At 58.2% G+C, this 17,175-nt stretch carries 12 protein-coding genes; 7 read left to right on the plus strand and 5 right to left on the minus strand.

The features are described from left to right. Window positions 1–436: 436 nt before the first annotated feature. Both HFP54_RS20095 and glgA read right to left on the minus strand, forming a co-directional pair. A complete protein-coding gene (locus tag HFP54_RS20095) occupies window positions 437–1,582 on the minus strand; it encodes a galactose-1-phosphate uridylyltransferase (protein WP_168566545.1) in 1,146 nt (381 codons plus the stop codon). A gap of 233 nt (window positions 1,583–1,815) precedes the next feature. Beyond that, on the minus strand, window positions 1,816–3,336 hold the full coding sequence (gene glgA / locus HFP54_RS20100; RefSeq protein WP_146416321.1) for a glycogen synthase GlgA: 1,521 nt from the start codon (window positions 3,334–3,336) through the stop codon (window positions 1,816–1,818). A gap of 403 nt (window positions 3,337–3,739) precedes the next feature. On the opposite strand from glgA, the gene HFP54_RS20105 reads away from it, so the two are divergent. After that, entirely contained in the window at window positions 3,740–6,283 is a 2,544-nt protein-coding gene (locus tag HFP54_RS20105) for a serine/threonine-protein kinase (RefSeq protein ID WP_168566546.1), read from the plus strand. Window positions 6,284–6,343: 60 nt separating this feature from the next. Here HFP54_RS20105 and HFP54_RS20110 read toward each other — a convergent pair whose 3' ends face one another. Continuing rightward, on the minus strand, window positions 6,344–6,922 hold the full coding sequence (locus tag HFP54_RS20110; protein WP_168566547.1) for a MogA/MoaB family molybdenum cofactor biosynthesis protein: 579 nt from the start codon (window positions 6,920–6,922) through the stop codon (window positions 6,344–6,346). A gap of 241 nt (window positions 6,923–7,163) precedes the next feature. Between HFP54_RS20110 and HFP54_RS20115 the strand changes: the two genes are divergently transcribed. The 4 genes from HFP54_RS20115 to HFP54_RS20130 all read left to right on the plus strand — a co-directional run bounded on the left by HFP54_RS20115 (window position 7,164) and on the right by HFP54_RS20130 (window position 11,580). Continuing rightward, complete coding sequence (locus HFP54_RS20115; RefSeq protein WP_146416324.1) at window positions 7,164–8,498, plus strand: UDP-glucose dehydrogenase family protein; 1,335 nt, start codon at window positions 7,164–7,166, stop codon at window positions 8,496–8,498. Window positions 8,499–8,642: 144 nt separating this feature from the next. Continuing rightward, window positions 8,643–9,710: an NAD-dependent epimerase/dehydratase family protein gene (locus HFP54_RS20120; protein WP_146416325.1), complete on the plus strand. Its 1,068-nt coding sequence runs from the start codon at window positions 8,643–8,645 to the stop codon at window positions 9,708–9,710. 464 nt (window positions 9,711–10,174) lie between these two features. Then, window positions 10,175–11,131, plus strand: coding sequence for an HD-GYP domain-containing protein (locus HFP54_RS20125; RefSeq protein WP_168566548.1), 957 nt, complete (start codon window positions 10,175–10,177; stop codon window positions 11,129–11,131). Beyond that, window positions 11,092–11,580, plus strand: a complete 489-nt coding sequence (locus tag HFP54_RS20130) for a PilZ domain-containing protein (protein ID WP_168566549.1) — start codon at window positions 11,092–11,094, stop codon at window positions 11,578–11,580. Before HFP54_RS20125 ends, HFP54_RS20130 begins: the two co-directional genes overlap by 40 nt. On the opposite strand, the gene HFP54_RS20135 is transcribed toward HFP54_RS20130, so the two are convergent. Beyond that, complete coding sequence (locus tag HFP54_RS20135; protein ID WP_168566550.1) at window positions 11,529–13,895, minus strand: efflux RND transporter permease subunit; 2,367 nt, start codon at window positions 13,893–13,895, stop codon at window positions 11,529–11,531. The genes HFP54_RS20130 and HFP54_RS20135 overlap by 52 nt on opposite strands. A 143-nt stretch (window positions 13,896–14,038) precedes the next feature. Then, window positions 14,039–14,851: a hypothetical protein gene (locus HFP54_RS20140; RefSeq protein WP_168566551.1), complete on the minus strand. Its 813-nt coding sequence runs from the start codon at window positions 14,849–14,851 to the stop codon at window positions 14,039–14,041. A 395-nt stretch (window positions 14,852–15,246) separates the two neighbouring features. Between HFP54_RS20140 and HFP54_RS20145 the strand changes: the two genes are divergently transcribed. After that, window positions 15,247–16,551, plus strand: coding sequence for an ArnT family glycosyltransferase (locus tag HFP54_RS20145; protein WP_168566552.1), 1,305 nt, complete (start codon window positions 15,247–15,249; stop codon window positions 16,549–16,551). Then, window positions 16,551–17,171, plus strand: a complete 621-nt coding sequence (locus HFP54_RS20150) for a hypothetical protein (protein ID WP_168566553.1) — start codon at window positions 16,551–16,553, stop codon at window positions 17,169–17,171. The genes HFP54_RS20145 and HFP54_RS20150 overlap by 1 nt, the downstream gene beginning before the upstream one ends. Window positions 17,172–17,175 lie beyond the last annotated feature (4 nt).

The raw sequence follows: 17,175 nt of genomic DNA on the forward strand, positions 1-17,175 counted from the left end.
GAACGGTCCAAATGTGGAAATCGATCGGATGAGACGGGTTTTTCCGCTGTCCGACACGACGCATCCGTTACCGACACGACGATCTACTTAACCGGCAAAGACGAACATCGAAGCTATCGGCCGGTGAAGGGGGGAAAATTCAACCTTTTGCCCCGGACCGATGACGATCGTCCGTCGCTAAGACCCTGAATCGATCGCCGGTTCGATTTTTTGCCAGTCACGTTTTCGGTCGGCTGTCCGCCACAGCAGGCCGGTAATCGAACAACGCGAATTTCAGCGACCCGAACCGGACAAACACAGGGACGGACAGACAGTCGACTTCAAAAACGGCCGAAGACATGCACTCCGATTTTTCTGCGACACCTCTAAGAACCGCTAACCAGGCCTACCTAAGCCTCCCAAACCAGCGGGCTTTCATGGCCGATAGTGCGGCGGGCTAGACCGACCGCAGGCTGTCGCGTTTGGCCAGACGCTGATAAACGCTGGCCGCTTCTTCGGGCAACATGGTGTTCATCATCGTGCCACAGCCCAGTTCCAAGCCGGCAATGAAACTGGTGCGGGGAATGATGTCCAACGCCCAGTGGAATGCTTCTTCGGCGCCATCCCAGTGGGGTGGGCGAGTGTGCAGCAGGTAGTTGTAAGCGATGCCGGGCCGCCACCGTTCCAGCCAGCTGGTGACACGCCGCGTCAGACGACCGACTTCCATCACCAACGCATCGCTCAAGTTTTCGAAACGGTCGGCATGCTGGGTGGTGGTGATCCGCACCTGCATCGCAAATGCACTGGCGAAGGGACAGTAGGCGACCAAGTGATCGGTGCGTGCAATCACACGCTCCATTGATTTCATTTCGCTGCGGATCATGTCGCACTGAAGACAGCATCCGGTCTTCGCGTAGTGCGTCATCTTACGCCGCAAGGTGCGTGCGGTTTCGGTAGGCACCTGATTGAAGGCGATCAGCTGGCTGTGGCTGTGGTGCAACGATGCGCCGGCTTGGCGGCCGACGTTCTTGAAAACCAACATGTACCGGATCGCCGGATCCGCCCGCCAAGCCAAGAACCGCTGCTTGAACGCTAAAAAGATCTGTCCGGCGTGCTCGGAATCCAGTTGGGTGATTGATTCGATGTGTCGCGGCGATTCGATGATGACTTCATGGCCACCGGCAATGGACACACCACAGGCAGGCCAACTGACATCCGCTGCGGGCAACAAGTGTCGAACCTGGACCGAACTTTGATGACGCCCAACCGCAGGGTATTTGTTCGGCACGACGCGCACGGCCCAATCCGCGGTGGGATCAGTATCCAACACATCACCATCCACCGGAGAATCCAGTGGACCGTCGATCCCCAAGTCAATGTCCGCCGCGGGGATCGAAAAAACAGACGGCGGTGTGGTCGATTCATTGCCCGCACAAAACGGGCACCCCGATGCATCGGCTAGTTCGTGCGGACGCTCGACAAAATCACAGGGCCGGTTCTGTCGGTCCGGTGCGAACAGGACCCATTGTCCCGACAACGCATCAAATCGCGAATGCGTGTCGACGCCACGAAAGGCGTAAGAGGTCGACGAAGAAGGGGGCACAGGAACGGCATCAACAACATCACCAACGGAAGTATCCAAAAGATCTGGTGATTGTTGCCGGCCCATGCCAAGCACCTCAATTAATTGCAGGTCCCCATTGTCTGTGCACCGCGACTGGGGGACTACGCCGCATCATTCCCCCCGCCGGACCCCGATCGTATCACACAATCTCGCCGCGAAAACCTTAAAAAAACCCCATGAATTGTTGACAGACCGACCTGGCAATCCCGTTTTCACTGGCCTTTGCGGTTTAGGGAAATTAGGCGTTCGTAAAGCTCGACGTACCGGTCGGCACTCTTCCTCCAGGACCAATCCTGTTTCATCCCGGTCTCGACAATATTTTTCCAATTTTCTGGTTCGTGATAGCGCATGTGCAGCGCGCGTCCGATCGCCTGATCAAGCGCCCAGGGTTCAAACTCGCCGACATGAAAGCCCGTTGCGGTGCCATCGCGCAGCGTTGCTTCACTGGCATCGACCACCGTGTCGGCCAGTCCGCCGGTCGGCGTAACGATGGGAACCGTGCCATAACGCAGACTGTAAAGCTGATTCAAACCACATGGTTCATAGTGACTGGGCATCAAAAACAAATCCGAACCCGCTTCGATCCGGTGTGCCAATTCATTGCTGAACCCGATGTGCAGTGCAAAACGGCCGGGGTAAGCCGCGTGCAGTCGCTGCAGTTCGACTTCGATCGCCGGATCTCCGCTGCCCAAGACAATCCACTGGGTCGGTCGGTCTTCGGCCAAGTGTTGCTTCAACACCGGCAAGATCAGATCCCAACCTTTCTGATCGGCCAAGCGTCCGACCAAGCCGATCAGCGGCAGATCGCGGTCTTCGAACAGCCCGAACTGCTGCTGCAACGACCATTTGTTCTGCCACTTGCCTTCGGCCCAATCTTCGACGCCATAGTTGTGCGGAATCATCGGATCGGTCGTCGGTTCCCAGACACGACCGTCGATGCCGTTGATGATTCCCGAAACACGATCGTCGATCCCACGCAGAACCTCATCCAACCCGCGACCATGCTCGGGCGTGCGAATCTCTTTCGCGTACCGGGGGCTGACCGTGGTCACAGCGTCGGCGGTCACGATCCCGGCTTTCATAAAATTCAGCCGCCCAAAGAATTCGAACGACTCGGGCTGGAACTGGGCCCAATCCAAACCGGTGAACGGATACGCGTCGGCGTCAAAGCTGCCTTGGTAGGCCAGATTGTGAATCGTAAAAACGGTGGCGGTGCGCGACGTCCAGGGCATCGGCTCATGGCCGGCGGAGCCTTGTCCCGCCCGCATCAACGCGGGAACCAACCCGGTTTGCCAGTCGTTGCAGTGCACCACATCCAACGACCAGCCGATGCGAGAGAGTGCCGCGAGTGCCGCGCGGCAAAAGAACGCGAACCGTTCGGCGTTGTCCGGATAATCACCGGCCGCCGTTCCGTACAGAGATTCGCGGTCGAAATACTTGGGCTGGTCGATGAACCAGACCGGGACGTCGGCGCCAGCGATTCCCGATCCAGGCAACTGGCTTTTCAGCAGACGTCCCCCCACCAGCGACTTTGGCCCCATCGGCAAGGCAAAGCTGATGTCGGTCGTTTCGATCGGCAATCCGCACTGACGGATGGATCGAAAAGCAGGCATCACGATCGCACAGCGGTGGCCTTTGGCGGCAACGCGGGAAGGCAGGGCACCACACACGTCGGCCAGACCGCCGGTCTTGGCAAACGGCACGGCTTCGGTGGTCAGGTAGACAATGTTCAACTTGGATGTCCGTCAGTGATGTTGCGTCGGCGCCGCGTCGGCCCTAATCCTCTTGATCGACTCTGGGTCGAAAATACTTCCGTGACACTGATTTTAGGCTCCAGACGCCCATGCCCGACTGTCAGTGTGATCGGATGGGTCAAGCCAGAACACCGGCACCGGTTGTAACGACCGACCCTGCAGACAACATAGTCGCCAAAGTTTGCCGCCACCAACCGCGGAACACCTTGGAAATTGGCGACCCACGTCGCCGAAGCCTGGCGGTCGGAAGAACCGGCGGACCGACGCCCCGTCGCCAGGCAAGCTAAATTGACAGGACGTGACCGCCGACACTGCGAACCGTGTTCCGGCCGTCTCGGCGAATGTCCCCTTCCATCGCCCATCGAACGGTTGCCGACTCGGAATGCCGAATGATCTGACCCAGTTTTGGACCGACCGTGCCAGGCTGTACGCGCTGCGCAGCGGGTCCAAGGATGCGGACGCCGAACCGCTGGTCCGCCAGGTCCCCGATGGTCGCGTGCTGGCGGATGCCTTGGATCAACCCGATCGTTCGTTTGATCGAAAGACCCTGCTGCGACTGGCCCACACGGTCGCCCGGGGCTTACAAACCATCCACCGTTGGAATCGTCCCCATGGCGGAATCACTGCCCGCCGCGTGTGGATGACTTCTGATGGCCGGTTTGCATTGCTGGTCGATGTCCGGTCGGACGATGACCTGTCGATGCCGGACCGTTCGGTCGATATTGGTTCGACTGCGGTCGACACGGCAGCGGCACCCACTGACGCTTTGCCGCGGGATCTAAGGGACGCGTCGGCCTCGCGAGATTTTCTGGAGCTCGGCCGTTTGATCGTCCGCCTCCGGTACCCCCAGTCGTGGCCCGGACTTGTCGACGGACGCGACATCCCGGAAATCGCGAAAGCCGTCCGGCTTGGTGAAAAGGGCGATCCGCTGGACCGAATTGTCGCCCATTTGCTGGCACCCAATCCAGATGCACGATTCACTTCCGCCGACGCTTTGGTTCAAGCGATTCGTGCCGCCGCCAAAACAAGTTCCGAAGGTTCCAGCGACGTAGCACCGAAGCCGCCAAAGACGGTCGCCCCATCGCCACAGGTGGTGCCGCAAACGGAAGCAACACCGATCTCGGCACCCGAAAGACCCGCCGTCGTCGATGCCATTCGCGATGAACCCGAACCGACAAACCAAGATCAAGCGGCGCCGGTCGCTGTGGATCCAAAAGAGACGGTCATCCCGACGACCCGCCGGTCCCCCACATCCTCCACTCGTCGTCGCGGCCAATCACGACGCCGATCACCAGTCCCGATTCTGTTGGGCATGTTGGCCATTCCACTGTTGTGCCTGTGCATCGTCCTGGTTTGGCAATCATCCCAGCCAGATCCTGGCGACCGCTCGGCCGCACGTCCACGCGTTTCGCCGGATTTCGTTCCGCCGGTCATCAATCGTTCGACGGCACGATCCGGGAACAACTCCGATGCAACACCTGGAAACGAAGGTGCAGATTCGGAATTGTTTGCACCACCGCGACCGACCGAAACCGCTTTCCGCTTGGATGGCCTGCCACCAGGACCGGGAATGTTGATCCATCTTCGCCCGGCCGATTGGATGTCCGACCCGGACGGCCAAGCGGTCATCAAGGCTTTGTCACCGGAATTGTCCGGTGCGGTGGACGATTTGGCTGCGCGCACCGGTCGTGCGGCGCAGGAAATTGCTTCGTTGACGATCGCGCTTCATCCAGGCGATTCCGGTCGCCCGGAAATGACTTGGGCGGTCGACTTGGCCACACCGGTGAACCGGCAAACTTGGATCGAGCAACTCGGACTTTCGCTGTCGATGACCGCGACAGGCAAGAAGATTTACAGCGGGGACGATCCTGATTCGGACGCCTATTACATCCCGGAACATGACGATGTGTCGATGTTGTCACAGTTCACCGTGGGTTCGGTCCCGATGGTCAGCGAAGTCGCGGAGATCGACGGACTGGCGATCTCGTTGCCACGCAACCTTCAATCGGTGTGGCAACACTGCGATCAAACGCAGAGCCTGTCCGTCGTGTTGACGCCAAACTTCTTGTTCACCGACGCACGTCAGTGGGTCCGTCGCGTTGCACCGTCAGGGCTGACGGAACTGGCACGCTGGATGGTGCCATCGGTTAGCGGCGTCGCGGTTACCATCGATCTGCGTGGTGACGACGTTTACTGGGTCACGCGTTGGTCGCCCGCCGGAGGCACGAACGAAGCGACTTTGCTGTCGCAGGTTCGTCGCCGAATGGATCAGTTACCCGCAACCGCGGAAGACTTTTTGATTCGATCACAACCGGAAGTGTCGTGGAAGGCGCTGGCCATTCGGCTGCCACGCATGTGGGATTTTGTTTTGCGACACACTCGTTTTGGTTTGAAGGATCGACAGGCGGTGGCCGGCGGCTATCTTCCCAAGCACACGCTGGACCAGATCGTCCTGGGCAATTTACTGGCGCTACGCACCCCGGATTCGGTGCCCGCTATCGACACCGCTTCGCCACCGACGGAATCGCTTTCGCTGAGCGAGCTGCTACAGCGTCCGATGTCGATCTCTTTCGACCAAGAGTCATTGGAGTCGGCGATCGATGTGATCCGAGAGGAATTTGCGCGGGATCTTCCTGCGGGGACGGATGCGCCGGTGATCGAAATCAAAGGTAACGATCTACGGTTGATGGGCATCACCCAGAATCAACAGATTCGCGATTTCCAAATCGACCGTTTGCCGCTGGCCGACGTCCTGACACGGCTCGTGTTGTCAGCCAATCCGGATCGAACGGCGACCGGGCCGACCGATCCGAAACAGACGTTGATCTGGATCGCCACTTCGGATTCTCAAAAGATTTTGATCACGACACGGGAATCAGCGGGGAATTACCAGCGTATTCCCGACCCAACGTTCGGCGATCTGTAGACGACTTCTCGGGGTGTCCGATGCGGCGTCGCCGTTTTGGATGCCGGCGTCTGCCATTGGTTACCGACGGGACGAAATGTCTTTGCGATCCGACTCGCTCTTGGCGTCATCCCAAACCAGTCCGACGGTGTGACGCAAAATCGGCAGAATGCACTGCTGTACACCCGTTTGTACCGCGCCGGTTGACCCCGGCAAACAAAAGATCATTGTCCGTCCGATGCGGCCAGCCGTGGCGCGGCTGAGCATTGCCGAGGGGCCGATCTCGTCGATCGAGAGCCGACGAAAGTGCTCGCCAAAACCGGGCAATTCCGCGTCCAGTATTCGCTGAATTGCGTCGATCGTCTGGTCGCGTGCGGCCAATCCCGTCCCGCCAGTGGTGACCACCGCCTGGGCATCGCCTTGGGCGATGATCGCGTCTAACAATTCGATCAACTGTTGCGGTTCATCGCGAATCAATTCGCGTTGCACCAACTGATGGCCCGCTGATTTCAGCAAATCGACGATTCGATCCCCGCTGCGATCATTGTCGCGACTACGAGTGTCGCTCAGCGTGATGACCGCGACGCGAATCGGGCCATCGACCGGGACACAACCACAATTTTCGTCGGCCGACCGTTTTTTGTTACCGGACTCATTCATTCGATTTTTCCCTACCAGTTGGTTTAAGCTGCGTGAACCCACCTAAGCCGATGCATCGGTACAGGTTTCCTGCACGGGGGACTCGGACGACCGGGTCGGGGAACTAGAATCCGTGTTTGATCGGTCCATTGCCACCGATCAACTTCATGCACCTTGCCGGTCGGTTCAACCATGGGTTTTGTTGACGATCGGCTCATTCGAAGAACCGGGCGGTCTTGCCCAAGCACAGGAATCGAAACTTATGAAAATCGCGATGATCGGCACCGGCTATGTGGGGCTGGTAACGGGGACCTGTTTCGCCGACAGCGGCAATGATGTGATCTGCGTCGACATCGACGAGGCAAAGATTCAGGGTCTTCGGGAAGGCAAAATTCCGATCTACGAACCGGGCCTGAGTGACTTGGTTCTGCGAAGCAGCGAAGAAGGCTTGCTGACATTCACCACTGATTTGGCGGCAGCGGTGCAAGCCAGCCGGATCGTCTATTTGGCCGTCGGTACGCCACCGGCAGCGGACGGCTCGGCCGACTTGACCGCGCTCAAAACGGTCGTCGATACCATGGCCCCGCATTTGACCGATGACGCCATCGTGGTCACCAAGAGCACCGTCCCGGTGGGCACCAACGAATATATCTTTCGGCGACTCAAGGAATTGCTGGGTCGCGAGGTCGATGTGGCCAGCAACCCCGAGTTCTTGAAAGAGGGTGCTGCGATCGAAGACTTCATGAAACCCGATCGCGTCGTCGTTGGTGTGCGGCGGCCAGAGGTCGGCGAAGTCTTGCATGAACTGTACCGACCGTTCCTGCGAACCGACAAACCGTTCCTGACGATGAGCCCCCAGTCGGCTGAACTGACCAAGTACGTCGCCAACGCATTGTTGTCGACCAAGATTTCATTCATCAACGAAATGGCCAATTTGTGCGAAAAGATGGGTGGCGACATCAACGATGTCCGACGCGGCATCGGCCACGACCAACGCATCGGATTTGCGTTTCTGTTCCCCGGTGTGGGCTATGGCGGCAGCTGTTTCCCGAAAGACGTTCGCGCCTTGGCCAGCATGGCCCGCGACCACGGCTTGAATCCTCGCATCATGGATGCCGTCGATGAAGTCAATTCGGAACAGAAGAAGGTTTTGAAAGACAAGATCGATCAACACTACGGTGGCAATCTGTCCGGAAAACGGGTCGCCGTTTGGGGTCTGGCATTCAAGCCGCGGACCGATGATATCCGCGAAGCTCCCGCACTTACCCTGCTAGATTACCTGCTGGAACAAGGTGCAACACCTCAAGTCCACGACCCCGAAGCATCCGAAAACATTCGGGCGATCTATGGCGACAAACTGATCTATTGCGAATCGGCAATGGACGCGTTGAACGGTGCGGACGCGTTGGCGATCAACACCGAGTGGAAGAATTACCACAACCCGAACTTTTCAGAGATGCGGACCCGCATGAACGGTCACGTCATCTTCGACGGCCGAAATTTGTACGAGCCTGACCAGATGGTCGAACAAGGTTTCACCTATCACAGCATCGGACGAACCGTCGGCGTCGCTGAAAGCGAACCGCTATCGGCATAAAGCCAGTCGACCAGCCCATCATGGCGGCGGCAGTTTCCGCCGCCGCGACCGCGGGCACATTGGTTGAATCCTTTCACCTTTGTGAAATCACTGTGCGACGCCATCGGTCGCTGTTCTTCTCTTCACCTTTCGAGTTTATTTGCAATGCGTGTCATCGTTACGGGGTCCAGTGGATTGATCGGTTCGGCGGCGGTGCGGCACTGGGATGCCGCCGGCGACGAAGTGATCGGCATCGACAACGATATGCGTTCGACTTTCTTCGGTCCCGATGGCAGCACGCGATGGAATCAGGAACGTTTGGAATCGGAAACGTCGAACTTCCGTACCGCAGTGTTGGACATTCGTGATCGTGACGGCGTGATGGACCTGTTCAAAAACAGTCCGCCCGACTTGGTCATTCACTGCGCCGCACAACCGTCCCACGATAAAGCAGCGGCGATTCCATTTTTGGATTTCGAAGTCAACGCGGTCGGCACATTGAATCTGCTGGAAGCAACGCGCCAACATGCACCGGAGGCCGTGTTCTGTCACATGAGCACGAATAAGGTCTATGGAGATGCACCCAACGAATTGCCGCTGAAAGAACTGGACACTCGTTGGGAATACGCCGACGAAAAAGACTACGACGGGATCGACGAATTCTGTCGGATCGACCAAACGATGCACAGCCTGTTCGGCGCCTCCAAAACCGCCGCCGATGTGCTGGCGCAGGAATACGGCCGATATTTTGGTCTGAAAACGGGCACCTTCCGTGGCGGTTGCCTGACCGGTGCCAGCCACAGTGGCGTCGAATTGCACGGGTTTCTCAGTTACCTGGTGCACGTCGCGGTCACCGGAAAGCCCTACACGATTTTCGGGTACAAGGGCAAACAGGTTCGCGATCAGATCGAATGCAGCGATGTGGTCAAAGCCTTCGAAGCATTCGCAAAGAACCCGCGCCCGGGCGAGGTCTACAACATCGGCGGTGGTCGCGACAACGCCGCCAGTGTGCTGGAATGCATCGCCATGATCCAGGAAATCAGCGGCCACAAGGTCAATTACACCTTGGGAGACGAGAACCGAAAGGGCGACCACATTTGTTACATCAGTAATCTTGCCAAGCTACGCCGTGACTATCCGGACTGGGATATTCGCGTCTCGCTGAAGGACATCATCAGCCAAATGATCGCTGCCGAAGAAGCGAAGGCGTCGGCGGCAAACGCGACCAGCTGATCGCTGCTTTCCATCGATATTCGGTTTCCACCGCTTCGCGAGCCACGGTGCCGCGAAGCGTTTTCTTTTGCACTTCCCGTCCATCAATCCGATCTTTCGCCATGTGCCCGTCGAACCTGAGGCGGCCCCCGCAGGCGAATCGGAATCGCCCGGATCTTCCCCGCTGGCCTCCCCGGCATCGGCATGCCGGAGGCGATACTGCATTCCCGGGACCCCGGCCGATCAAACCGCCGATTCTGCGTTCATCATGATCACAACGGCCCGATAACCGGCACAACCGCGCCGGTCGGCCACCCTGATACGGGCCATGATCTGCGGGTCATGCCGGTCGCAACGCTGTGTCAGAAGGCGATCGAAATCCGGCTGGCGATTCGGCCGACATCTGTAGAGGGGCTAGATCTTCTGCAACCTAGTCTTGTCCAGTCGTTCGGGTGTTGGAAGTTCCTTTGTCGCCGTCGTAGCCGATGCTTTCCGCTGACAGCCTTATTCCGATTAGCGTCGCCACGCTGGTTCCATCGACCACGATGGGTCTGGACCTATTTCAGCGTGATGATGCGGATCGTTGTGTGCTGTACCGTGGTGCGGAATACCCACTGCAGCCCGATGACCTACAGAGGCTACGGGACAAGGGCATACACCAGCTGTTCATCACCCGCGATTCGCGTAGCCAGTATCAGGAATACTTGCGCGAAGTTGCCGCTGGTGCTGATGGCGACCCCGAACAGATTCAGGCCCGCACGTGTGCGATGAACGAGGTCGTTCTCGACGTTCTTGAAAACTCGTTTGCCGCTGGCGATACCAACGAAACCGTATCGGTCGTCCAACAACTCGGTGACATCACGGCCCAAGTCGTTTCAAGCGATGGATTCAAAGCCAGTGATCTGTTTGCCGTGCTGCATCACGACTACGCCACCTTCACCCATTCGGCCAACGTCGCCTTTTACGCTGCGATGCTGGGTTCCAAGCTGGGCTATGGCGAAGAAGCAGTGTCACAGATCGTTGTCGGCGGGCTGCTGCATGACTTGGGCAAGCTGGACATTGACGAAAAGATCCTGTGCAAACCCGGTCGTTTGGATGATGACGAATTTCGCATCATCAAACAGCACCCAACCGTGGGCTTTCGCAAATTGGCTCGTCGCGGTGATCTGTCCGAAGGCCAGCTGATGATGGTGTACCAACATCATGAACGAAACGATGGTCGCGGGTACCCGGTCGGCGTGATGGGTAAAGAGATCCATCCGTGGTCGAAGATCTGTGCCGTGGTCGATGTGTTCGAAGCGCTGACCAGTCAGCGACCCTATCGAACGCCAATGCCTCGGGCGAAAGCGTTCGAACTGATCGAACGTGATTCCGGAACCGCTTTTGAAGAGGAGATGGTGAGATGCTGGAAAGCGATTATCTCGCACGGTTCCGACAGCTGACTCGATCGGTTTCCTGGGGAATCGAACTGCCAAGTTCTTGGAAGAACTACTTCCAAGAAAAGGGGCCATCCCCTTCCTATCCGGGTGACGGACGAATGCACCCGAGAATCCGTCTGCGCACGCATGGTGTCGTCTTCTTCGATAATCCGTTGCCTTCGGTCCCGCGGTCCAGTCGTCCGATGGGCGTCTATACCAAAGATTTCTCGCGACAGGGTTGTGGATTCCTGATCAACGAACAACTGTTTCCGGAAGAAGAAATCCGCTTGGTGTTGCCTTCGTTCTGGACCAGGTTGACGGTCGTCCGCGCCCGTCGAATCACGTCGCACTGCTACGAGATCGGTGCGACATTGAATCAGCGGTTTGATCCGGAAGAACGAGCCTTTCAACCCTGTGCGGTTCACGGCCCGTCGTCGCTTCCATCATCGGAAGCGTCGACGGCATCGGTCTGATCTTTCGCCCACCCCACGATCGCCGCCGGTAACACCGTCAAGTTCACCAGAGTTCCCAGAACCAAAGTCGCCGCGACCAACACCCCAAAGGTCGCCGTGGGCACAAATCGGCTGTTGGCCATCACGCCGAATCCGACCACCAAAGCAACGGTCGCCAGCAACATCGCGGCCCCCACCGCCGATCCCGCTGATTCGGATGCGAGTGGTGCATTCATGCCCATGCGTCGACAGCGTCGGTAATGATGCAAGAAATGCACCGACCCGTCGATCGACATGCCGATGGATACCGCCGCGATCATCGCGGCCCCCAAGTTCACCCGACCACCAAGCCATCCCAAGGTCGCAAGCACCAGCGTCGCCGGCAATGCATTGGCAATCACGGCGGTAAGCGACAACCGAACGCTGGCCGTCATCACGGCCAGCAGTAGCCACACCAACGCAAACGACACGGCAAAGCAGATCCATTGGTCCGCAACCAGTCGGCGCACCAGTGCCGACAGCATCACATAGTATCCGGTGACCGCGGCCGATTTGTCGGGACGTCTCGACCCTTTGGATGGCGATGAATCGGAATCCAACCCGCCGACCATCCCCTGCCATTGCTGCGTTGCAGTGTGCCGCCGGACAACGTCTTGGACACGACCGATCAGACGCAGCTTGGTGTCGGCCGGCAATTGCTCGCGACTGCGAAGCATGATTCGCAATCGTCGCTGCGATTGAGTCGGTGGAACCAACAAAGCATCGGAAAAAGCGGGAAAGGCCGCTCGCATCGCTGCCAGACGTATTTCCGGCGTGCCCAGAGACAAAAGCGGCACCGCCATCGCAACACGTTCCGCATCGGCCATGCTGATCACCTTGGTCAACGATTGGTCGGCAACACGAATGGCACGTAAATCCGTCTGTAGCGTACGGACGGATTCCAGATAGTCATCGGTGATGATCGCGGGCGCCGGCAATGTGATGTCCCAAACACCGGCACCGCCCAGATCTCGTTCAACTTTGTGGTACGCCTGGACCAGCGGACTGTCGTCACGAAAGTTCTTCAAAAAACTCGTTTCCGTCTCCGTCCGTCTTAACCCGACCAGCGCGATGATTCCCAAAAAGACGGCCGTGGCGACAACGACGCGACGATACCCGATCGCCCAAGCGACCAACCGGGTTGCCACGTTGGCGACCGCGCCGGGGCGATGCACCGGAGTGATGCTGTTGCGTCGATGGTCACGCGGCCACAACGTCAATACGATCGGCGTGAACATCGCCAAAGCGATCAGGGCCATCAAAGCGGCCACCGCGATCAACCAACCAAAGTCGCGGACCGGACGAATCCCAGACGCCGCCAGCGATGCAAACCCCGCCGCATCGGTCAGGCACGTCCAGACAACCGGAATCCACAGCCGATTGATCACCGAAGCCCCTGTCCACGTCGGATCGTCATCCTTTGCTGTCGGCCCCCTGTCAATCTGCAGCTTCCAAAGGATCCCGACATGTAGAACGGCAGCTACGACGACCACGGTCACGATGGCGGTCAAGATGGTCGACACCATCGACAACTCGATCCCGGCCAACACTGCCAAAGCACGAGTCATCACCACCGACCAAGCAATGCATGTCACCGAAAGCAGCATGAACCGCAGGTTGCGAAGCGTGACCACCATGACCAGCGATAACAAAGCGATCGTCCACGTCGCCAAACGATCTCCATCCCGCTGCAGCAGATCGAATCCCTCGTTCAACAAAACCGGTTCGCCCACCAGCACAGGACGCCCCTGGGTCGATTCCGCGTCTTTGACCACCGACCGCAGTAAGTGGACCGCTTGGTCGGCGCGTTCGGGATCCAGAATCGCGACGACCGCCGCCTGGTCACGATCGGCCGAATGCGTGTAACCGCTGAACAAGTCCAAAAACCCCGTCGCTAGTGCATCATCGGGATCGGCCAACGCGGGTCCCGGCGACTCGCCACCCGAAAACAGGGCCGGTGGCCGCATTGATTGGACCACTCGATCCAATTCGGCAGGCGACAGCACGCCGACGACGCCTGGCACATCGGACACCTTTTCGGTCCAAAAACGGTTACGTCGCAGCCCCACATCCGACAGCAACTCGGGATCGTGATAGACCAGCATCACAATCGCATTGCCGCCAAAATCACGCTGCAATCGCTGGTACTGGACCAGCAACGGATCGTCCGCGGCGAACATCGACGCCAATTGGCGATCCATCGTCAAACGCCGCGAGACCGGATAGGCGGCTGCGAAGAAAACCAATCCGATCACCGCCAGCGCGATGCGAAGACGAAGCAGCGTCTTACCTATCATCCGCCGTCGCGTCTCCGATTCAGGGCCAACGATTCGTCAGCGCATCAGCCCGGACGAAACCAATCTTCACGGCTGGGATGATAGATCGCTTGCCCCAGACGACAAGCCCGAGCGGTCGTGGCGGGTACGGATCGCTCGTGCCGCTATCGGGTCGAATCGATGATCCACGACACGCGAATCGGTCGGCCGTTGGCGATTTGATGCGATGTTGTCTGGGCACGATTGCCATCGACGATGGTGACGTCCACGCTCATCTGATTCAATGTCTGGCGAACGGGCAGGGCGATTTCGAACGTTCCATCGGCTTGGACCTGGGTCGTCCACGTCAATTCGTTCAAACCCTGCGTATCGGTCTGACGGACGAACACGGTCGCGGTATCGACCGATCGTGTCTGCTGGTCCGTCTGTTCCATGATCACCCCACGGACCAGAAACGCGTCGCCAATCTCAAATGACTTGCGGACGACAAAGGCATCAGCGGTATCGCCCTTGATGACATAGAAATACTCCACCGCCGCCACGATGGGAAACAAAATCAGAATCGGCAAACCAATCCTCAGCAACCGTCCCCGAGCGACGTCGGATAGCCAAGTCGTCTTTCGTTTCTTTTTGCCTGCGGCAACTTCGCTGCGAGGTCGTTGTCCAAAGACCTGAAATGAAAACGTGTGTTCGTATCGTCTCAGCAACCGATCAAACGCGGGCTGAATGCCGTACAGCAGAAACCGCTTGCCTTCGCTTTCGGCATACAGCTTTGCCATGTTTAAACAGGCGACCACGTCGACGGTGGTTTCACCGATCGCCGTACAGTCGACCACGACGCCCCGTGCGGAATCGCGAATCCGGTGATAGATCGTTTCGCGGGCTCGTTCTAAATCCAAGGCCGATGGCTGATCCGAGAAATCAACAACGACTCTGGGCAGCTTTGCAATTTCATTGCGGTTCTTGACGGTGACCATTGTTCAAGCTGCGTTTGGGGTGCTGGACTCAAGGGCCCCCCAATATCAAAGGACTCGGCTGAATTTGATGTGCCTGACGTTCCTTTGGCGTTAACATTTTGTGAAATTCAGCATCCGGATTCGCTGCCAATGGTCGAACGTCGAAAAATCCACGTCGTTTTCACTGGCGGCAAACACCTTTGGGCACGGTTCCCCAGTGGCCTTTGGCGTGACACATTGTTGGATCGTCGCCACGTGCCATTGGTCGGATCACCCGTCACCACCTCCGAATCAAACCCCAGCCAGCCAAACACCGCTGGCTTCATTGGTCCGACACTGCATTGAGTTTCTCCAGCGATTGCCCGCCACGAACGCCGCATGGTCAGATTGGGTCACGATCTAAAGCGCCCCTGGCTTTGGCCGTCTGGATTGGTGGAATCCTGATGGCCCAGGCCGGCGTGATGTGGGTCAATCCGTCCAGCTTCGTCGATGATCCGGACGCCTACCGGCGGATCGCCTGGACGCTGGATCAATCCGGCGTTTTTGGTGTGATGTGGCCGGAAAGTGAAGCCAAACCGACCGCCTTCCGACCGCCGCTTTATCCGATCTTGCTATCGACGATCACGACCGAAGCAAGCGATGCAACGATCGCCGCGTTACCACAATGGCGAATCGGAATACTGCACCTCTTGCTAAACGCAGTCACCCTGATCTGTGTCGCTGCAATCTCCGCCGAGCATTTTGGACGTGCATCCGCCGGACTTGCCTGCCTGATGATCGGCGTTGACCCGATTCTGATTCGTCAATCAACGCTAGTCATGACCGAACCCTTGGCAACGGCACTGACCGCTTGGACGCTTTGGTGGTGGATGCGTCACCGGGACGAAACCACCGGATCACGATGGGTCCGATCTCTGATCATCGCTTCTACATTAGGACTGGCTTTTCTGTGTCGCCCCACTTTTTTGGTGTGGGCGTTCTTGTTGGCATTACTTGCATGGATCGAACTGCCTCGCCGCACAGCGATGATTCGCTTCGGCGTTATCGCGTCGGTGATGCTCGTGACCGTGGGTGCATGGACCTATCGAAACTTTCGTGTGATGGGCCATCCCGTTTGGGCGACGACGCACGGCGGATACACGATCTTGCTTGGCAACAATCGGTTCTTTTACGACTATCTATCGGAACCGTTCTCATGGACCGCGTGGGATGCGACACCCTTTTTGAATGCGTACGAGGATCGCCATGACGCAAGTGTTTCGATGGCTGACCTTTGGCAGATCCCACCGGAATCCGTCGCAACATTACCAAAGAACGCATCGGAGATCGACGAGGACCGCTGGGCGGGCGATGTTGCCAAAGCCACCATCACATCACGGCCGGCGATGTTCGTCTGGGCATGTGGCGTCCGGCTGATGCGGCTATGGAGTCCCGTTCCCCTGTCGACCGGCGAACGATCGACACTCGGGTTGGCGGTCATCAGCGTGTATTACGTTTTGTTCGGGGTACTGTTTCTGGTTTCGATGCTGCGGCACAAGAGCCGACTGCTAGGTGCCCCCTGGCTGGCCATTTGGGCGATGGTGTTGGCTCTGTCGGCGGTGCATTCGGTGTACTGGAGCAACCTGCGCATGCGAACGCCTGCCATGCCGGGACTTGCGGTCATCGCCGCCGGTTCGATCGCTCGTTCGACCGCTCTGGCGCGGCGAGAGGACGACCGCTGATGTGGCCCACCACCGAGGGCGTGCGAACGCTGGTCGATGCCGAACATGATCTGATTCGCGGCCTTGCCGGGATGATGGTCGATCAATTGGTCGCCGAAGGCCAGCAACGCTCCGCTCCTTACGAATACGACATTCCGTTGTTTGACCAATGGGATTGGCGACAACGACTGTGGATTCTGGACCAAGTCGTTCGGCCGATGCTTGGTTCCGATCCCGCACCGGACGCGGCGGCAATCTGGGAAGCCGCCATCGAAGCGATTTTTGCTGAGGCCGGGGACTTGATCGGCATGGAGATCGGCGACGATGACACGCCCCAACGTTGGCGTCAGTCGGTGGTCTCACTGGCCCGCCAAAAAGGAATCGATATTCCTGCCGTGGACGAGAATGACGTCGGCCGCTGGAATGATGATCTGGCACGGATTCGCGAATGCATCTTTGGACCGCCCAATTACTGGCGGGCCGAACGATTCCGCGACGGTGCCTTCGAAGACACGCAACGATTTCTTTGCCAACGCGGATTGCCGCCCGACTTCCTGGCCCGGATCCCGCCGCTACTGACCATCGAAGAAACTCAAGACACCATCGATCGTCTGCAGTCGATCATCTTTCGCGACCGATGAAGGT

Source organism: Crateriforma spongiae, from assembly GCF_012290005.1.
Classification (GTDB): domain Bacteria; phylum Planctomycetota; class Planctomycetia; order Pirellulales; family Pirellulaceae; genus Crateriforma; species Crateriforma spongiae.

Coding starts and splice junctions, on each gene's coding strand:
- HFP54_RS20105 (WP_168566546.1), top strand. CDS start 3,740: ATGCCGAATGATCTGACCCAGTTTTGGACCGACCGTGCCAGGCTGTAC.
- HFP54_RS20110 (WP_168566547.1), bottom strand. CDS start 6,922: ATGAATGAGTCCGGTAACAAAAAACGGTCGGCCGACGAAAATTGTGGT.
- HFP54_RS20115 (WP_146416324.1), top strand. CDS start 7,164: ATGAAAATCGCGATGATCGGCACCGGCTATGTGGGGCTGGTAACGGGG.
- HFP54_RS20120 (WP_146416325.1), top strand. CDS start 8,643: ATGCGTGTCATCGTTACGGGGTCCAGTGGATTGATCGGTTCGGCGGCG.
- HFP54_RS20125 (WP_168566548.1), top strand. CDS start 10,175: ATGCTTTCCGCTGACAGCCTTATTCCGATTAGCGTCGCCACGCTGGTT.
- HFP54_RS20130 (WP_168566549.1), top strand. CDS start 11,092: ATGCTGGAAAGCGATTATCTCGCACGGTTCCGACAGCTGACTCGATCG.
- HFP54_RS20135 (WP_168566550.1), bottom strand. CDS start 13,895: ATGATAGGTAAGACGCTGCTTCGTCTTCGCATCGCGCTGGCGGTGATC.
- HFP54_RS20140 (WP_168566551.1), bottom strand. CDS start 14,851: ATGGTCACCGTCAAGAACCGCAATGAAATTGCAAAGCTGCCCAGAGTC.
- HFP54_RS20150 (WP_168566553.1), top strand. CDS start 16,551: ATGTGGCCCACCACCGAGGGCGTGCGAACGCTGGTCGATGCCGAACAT.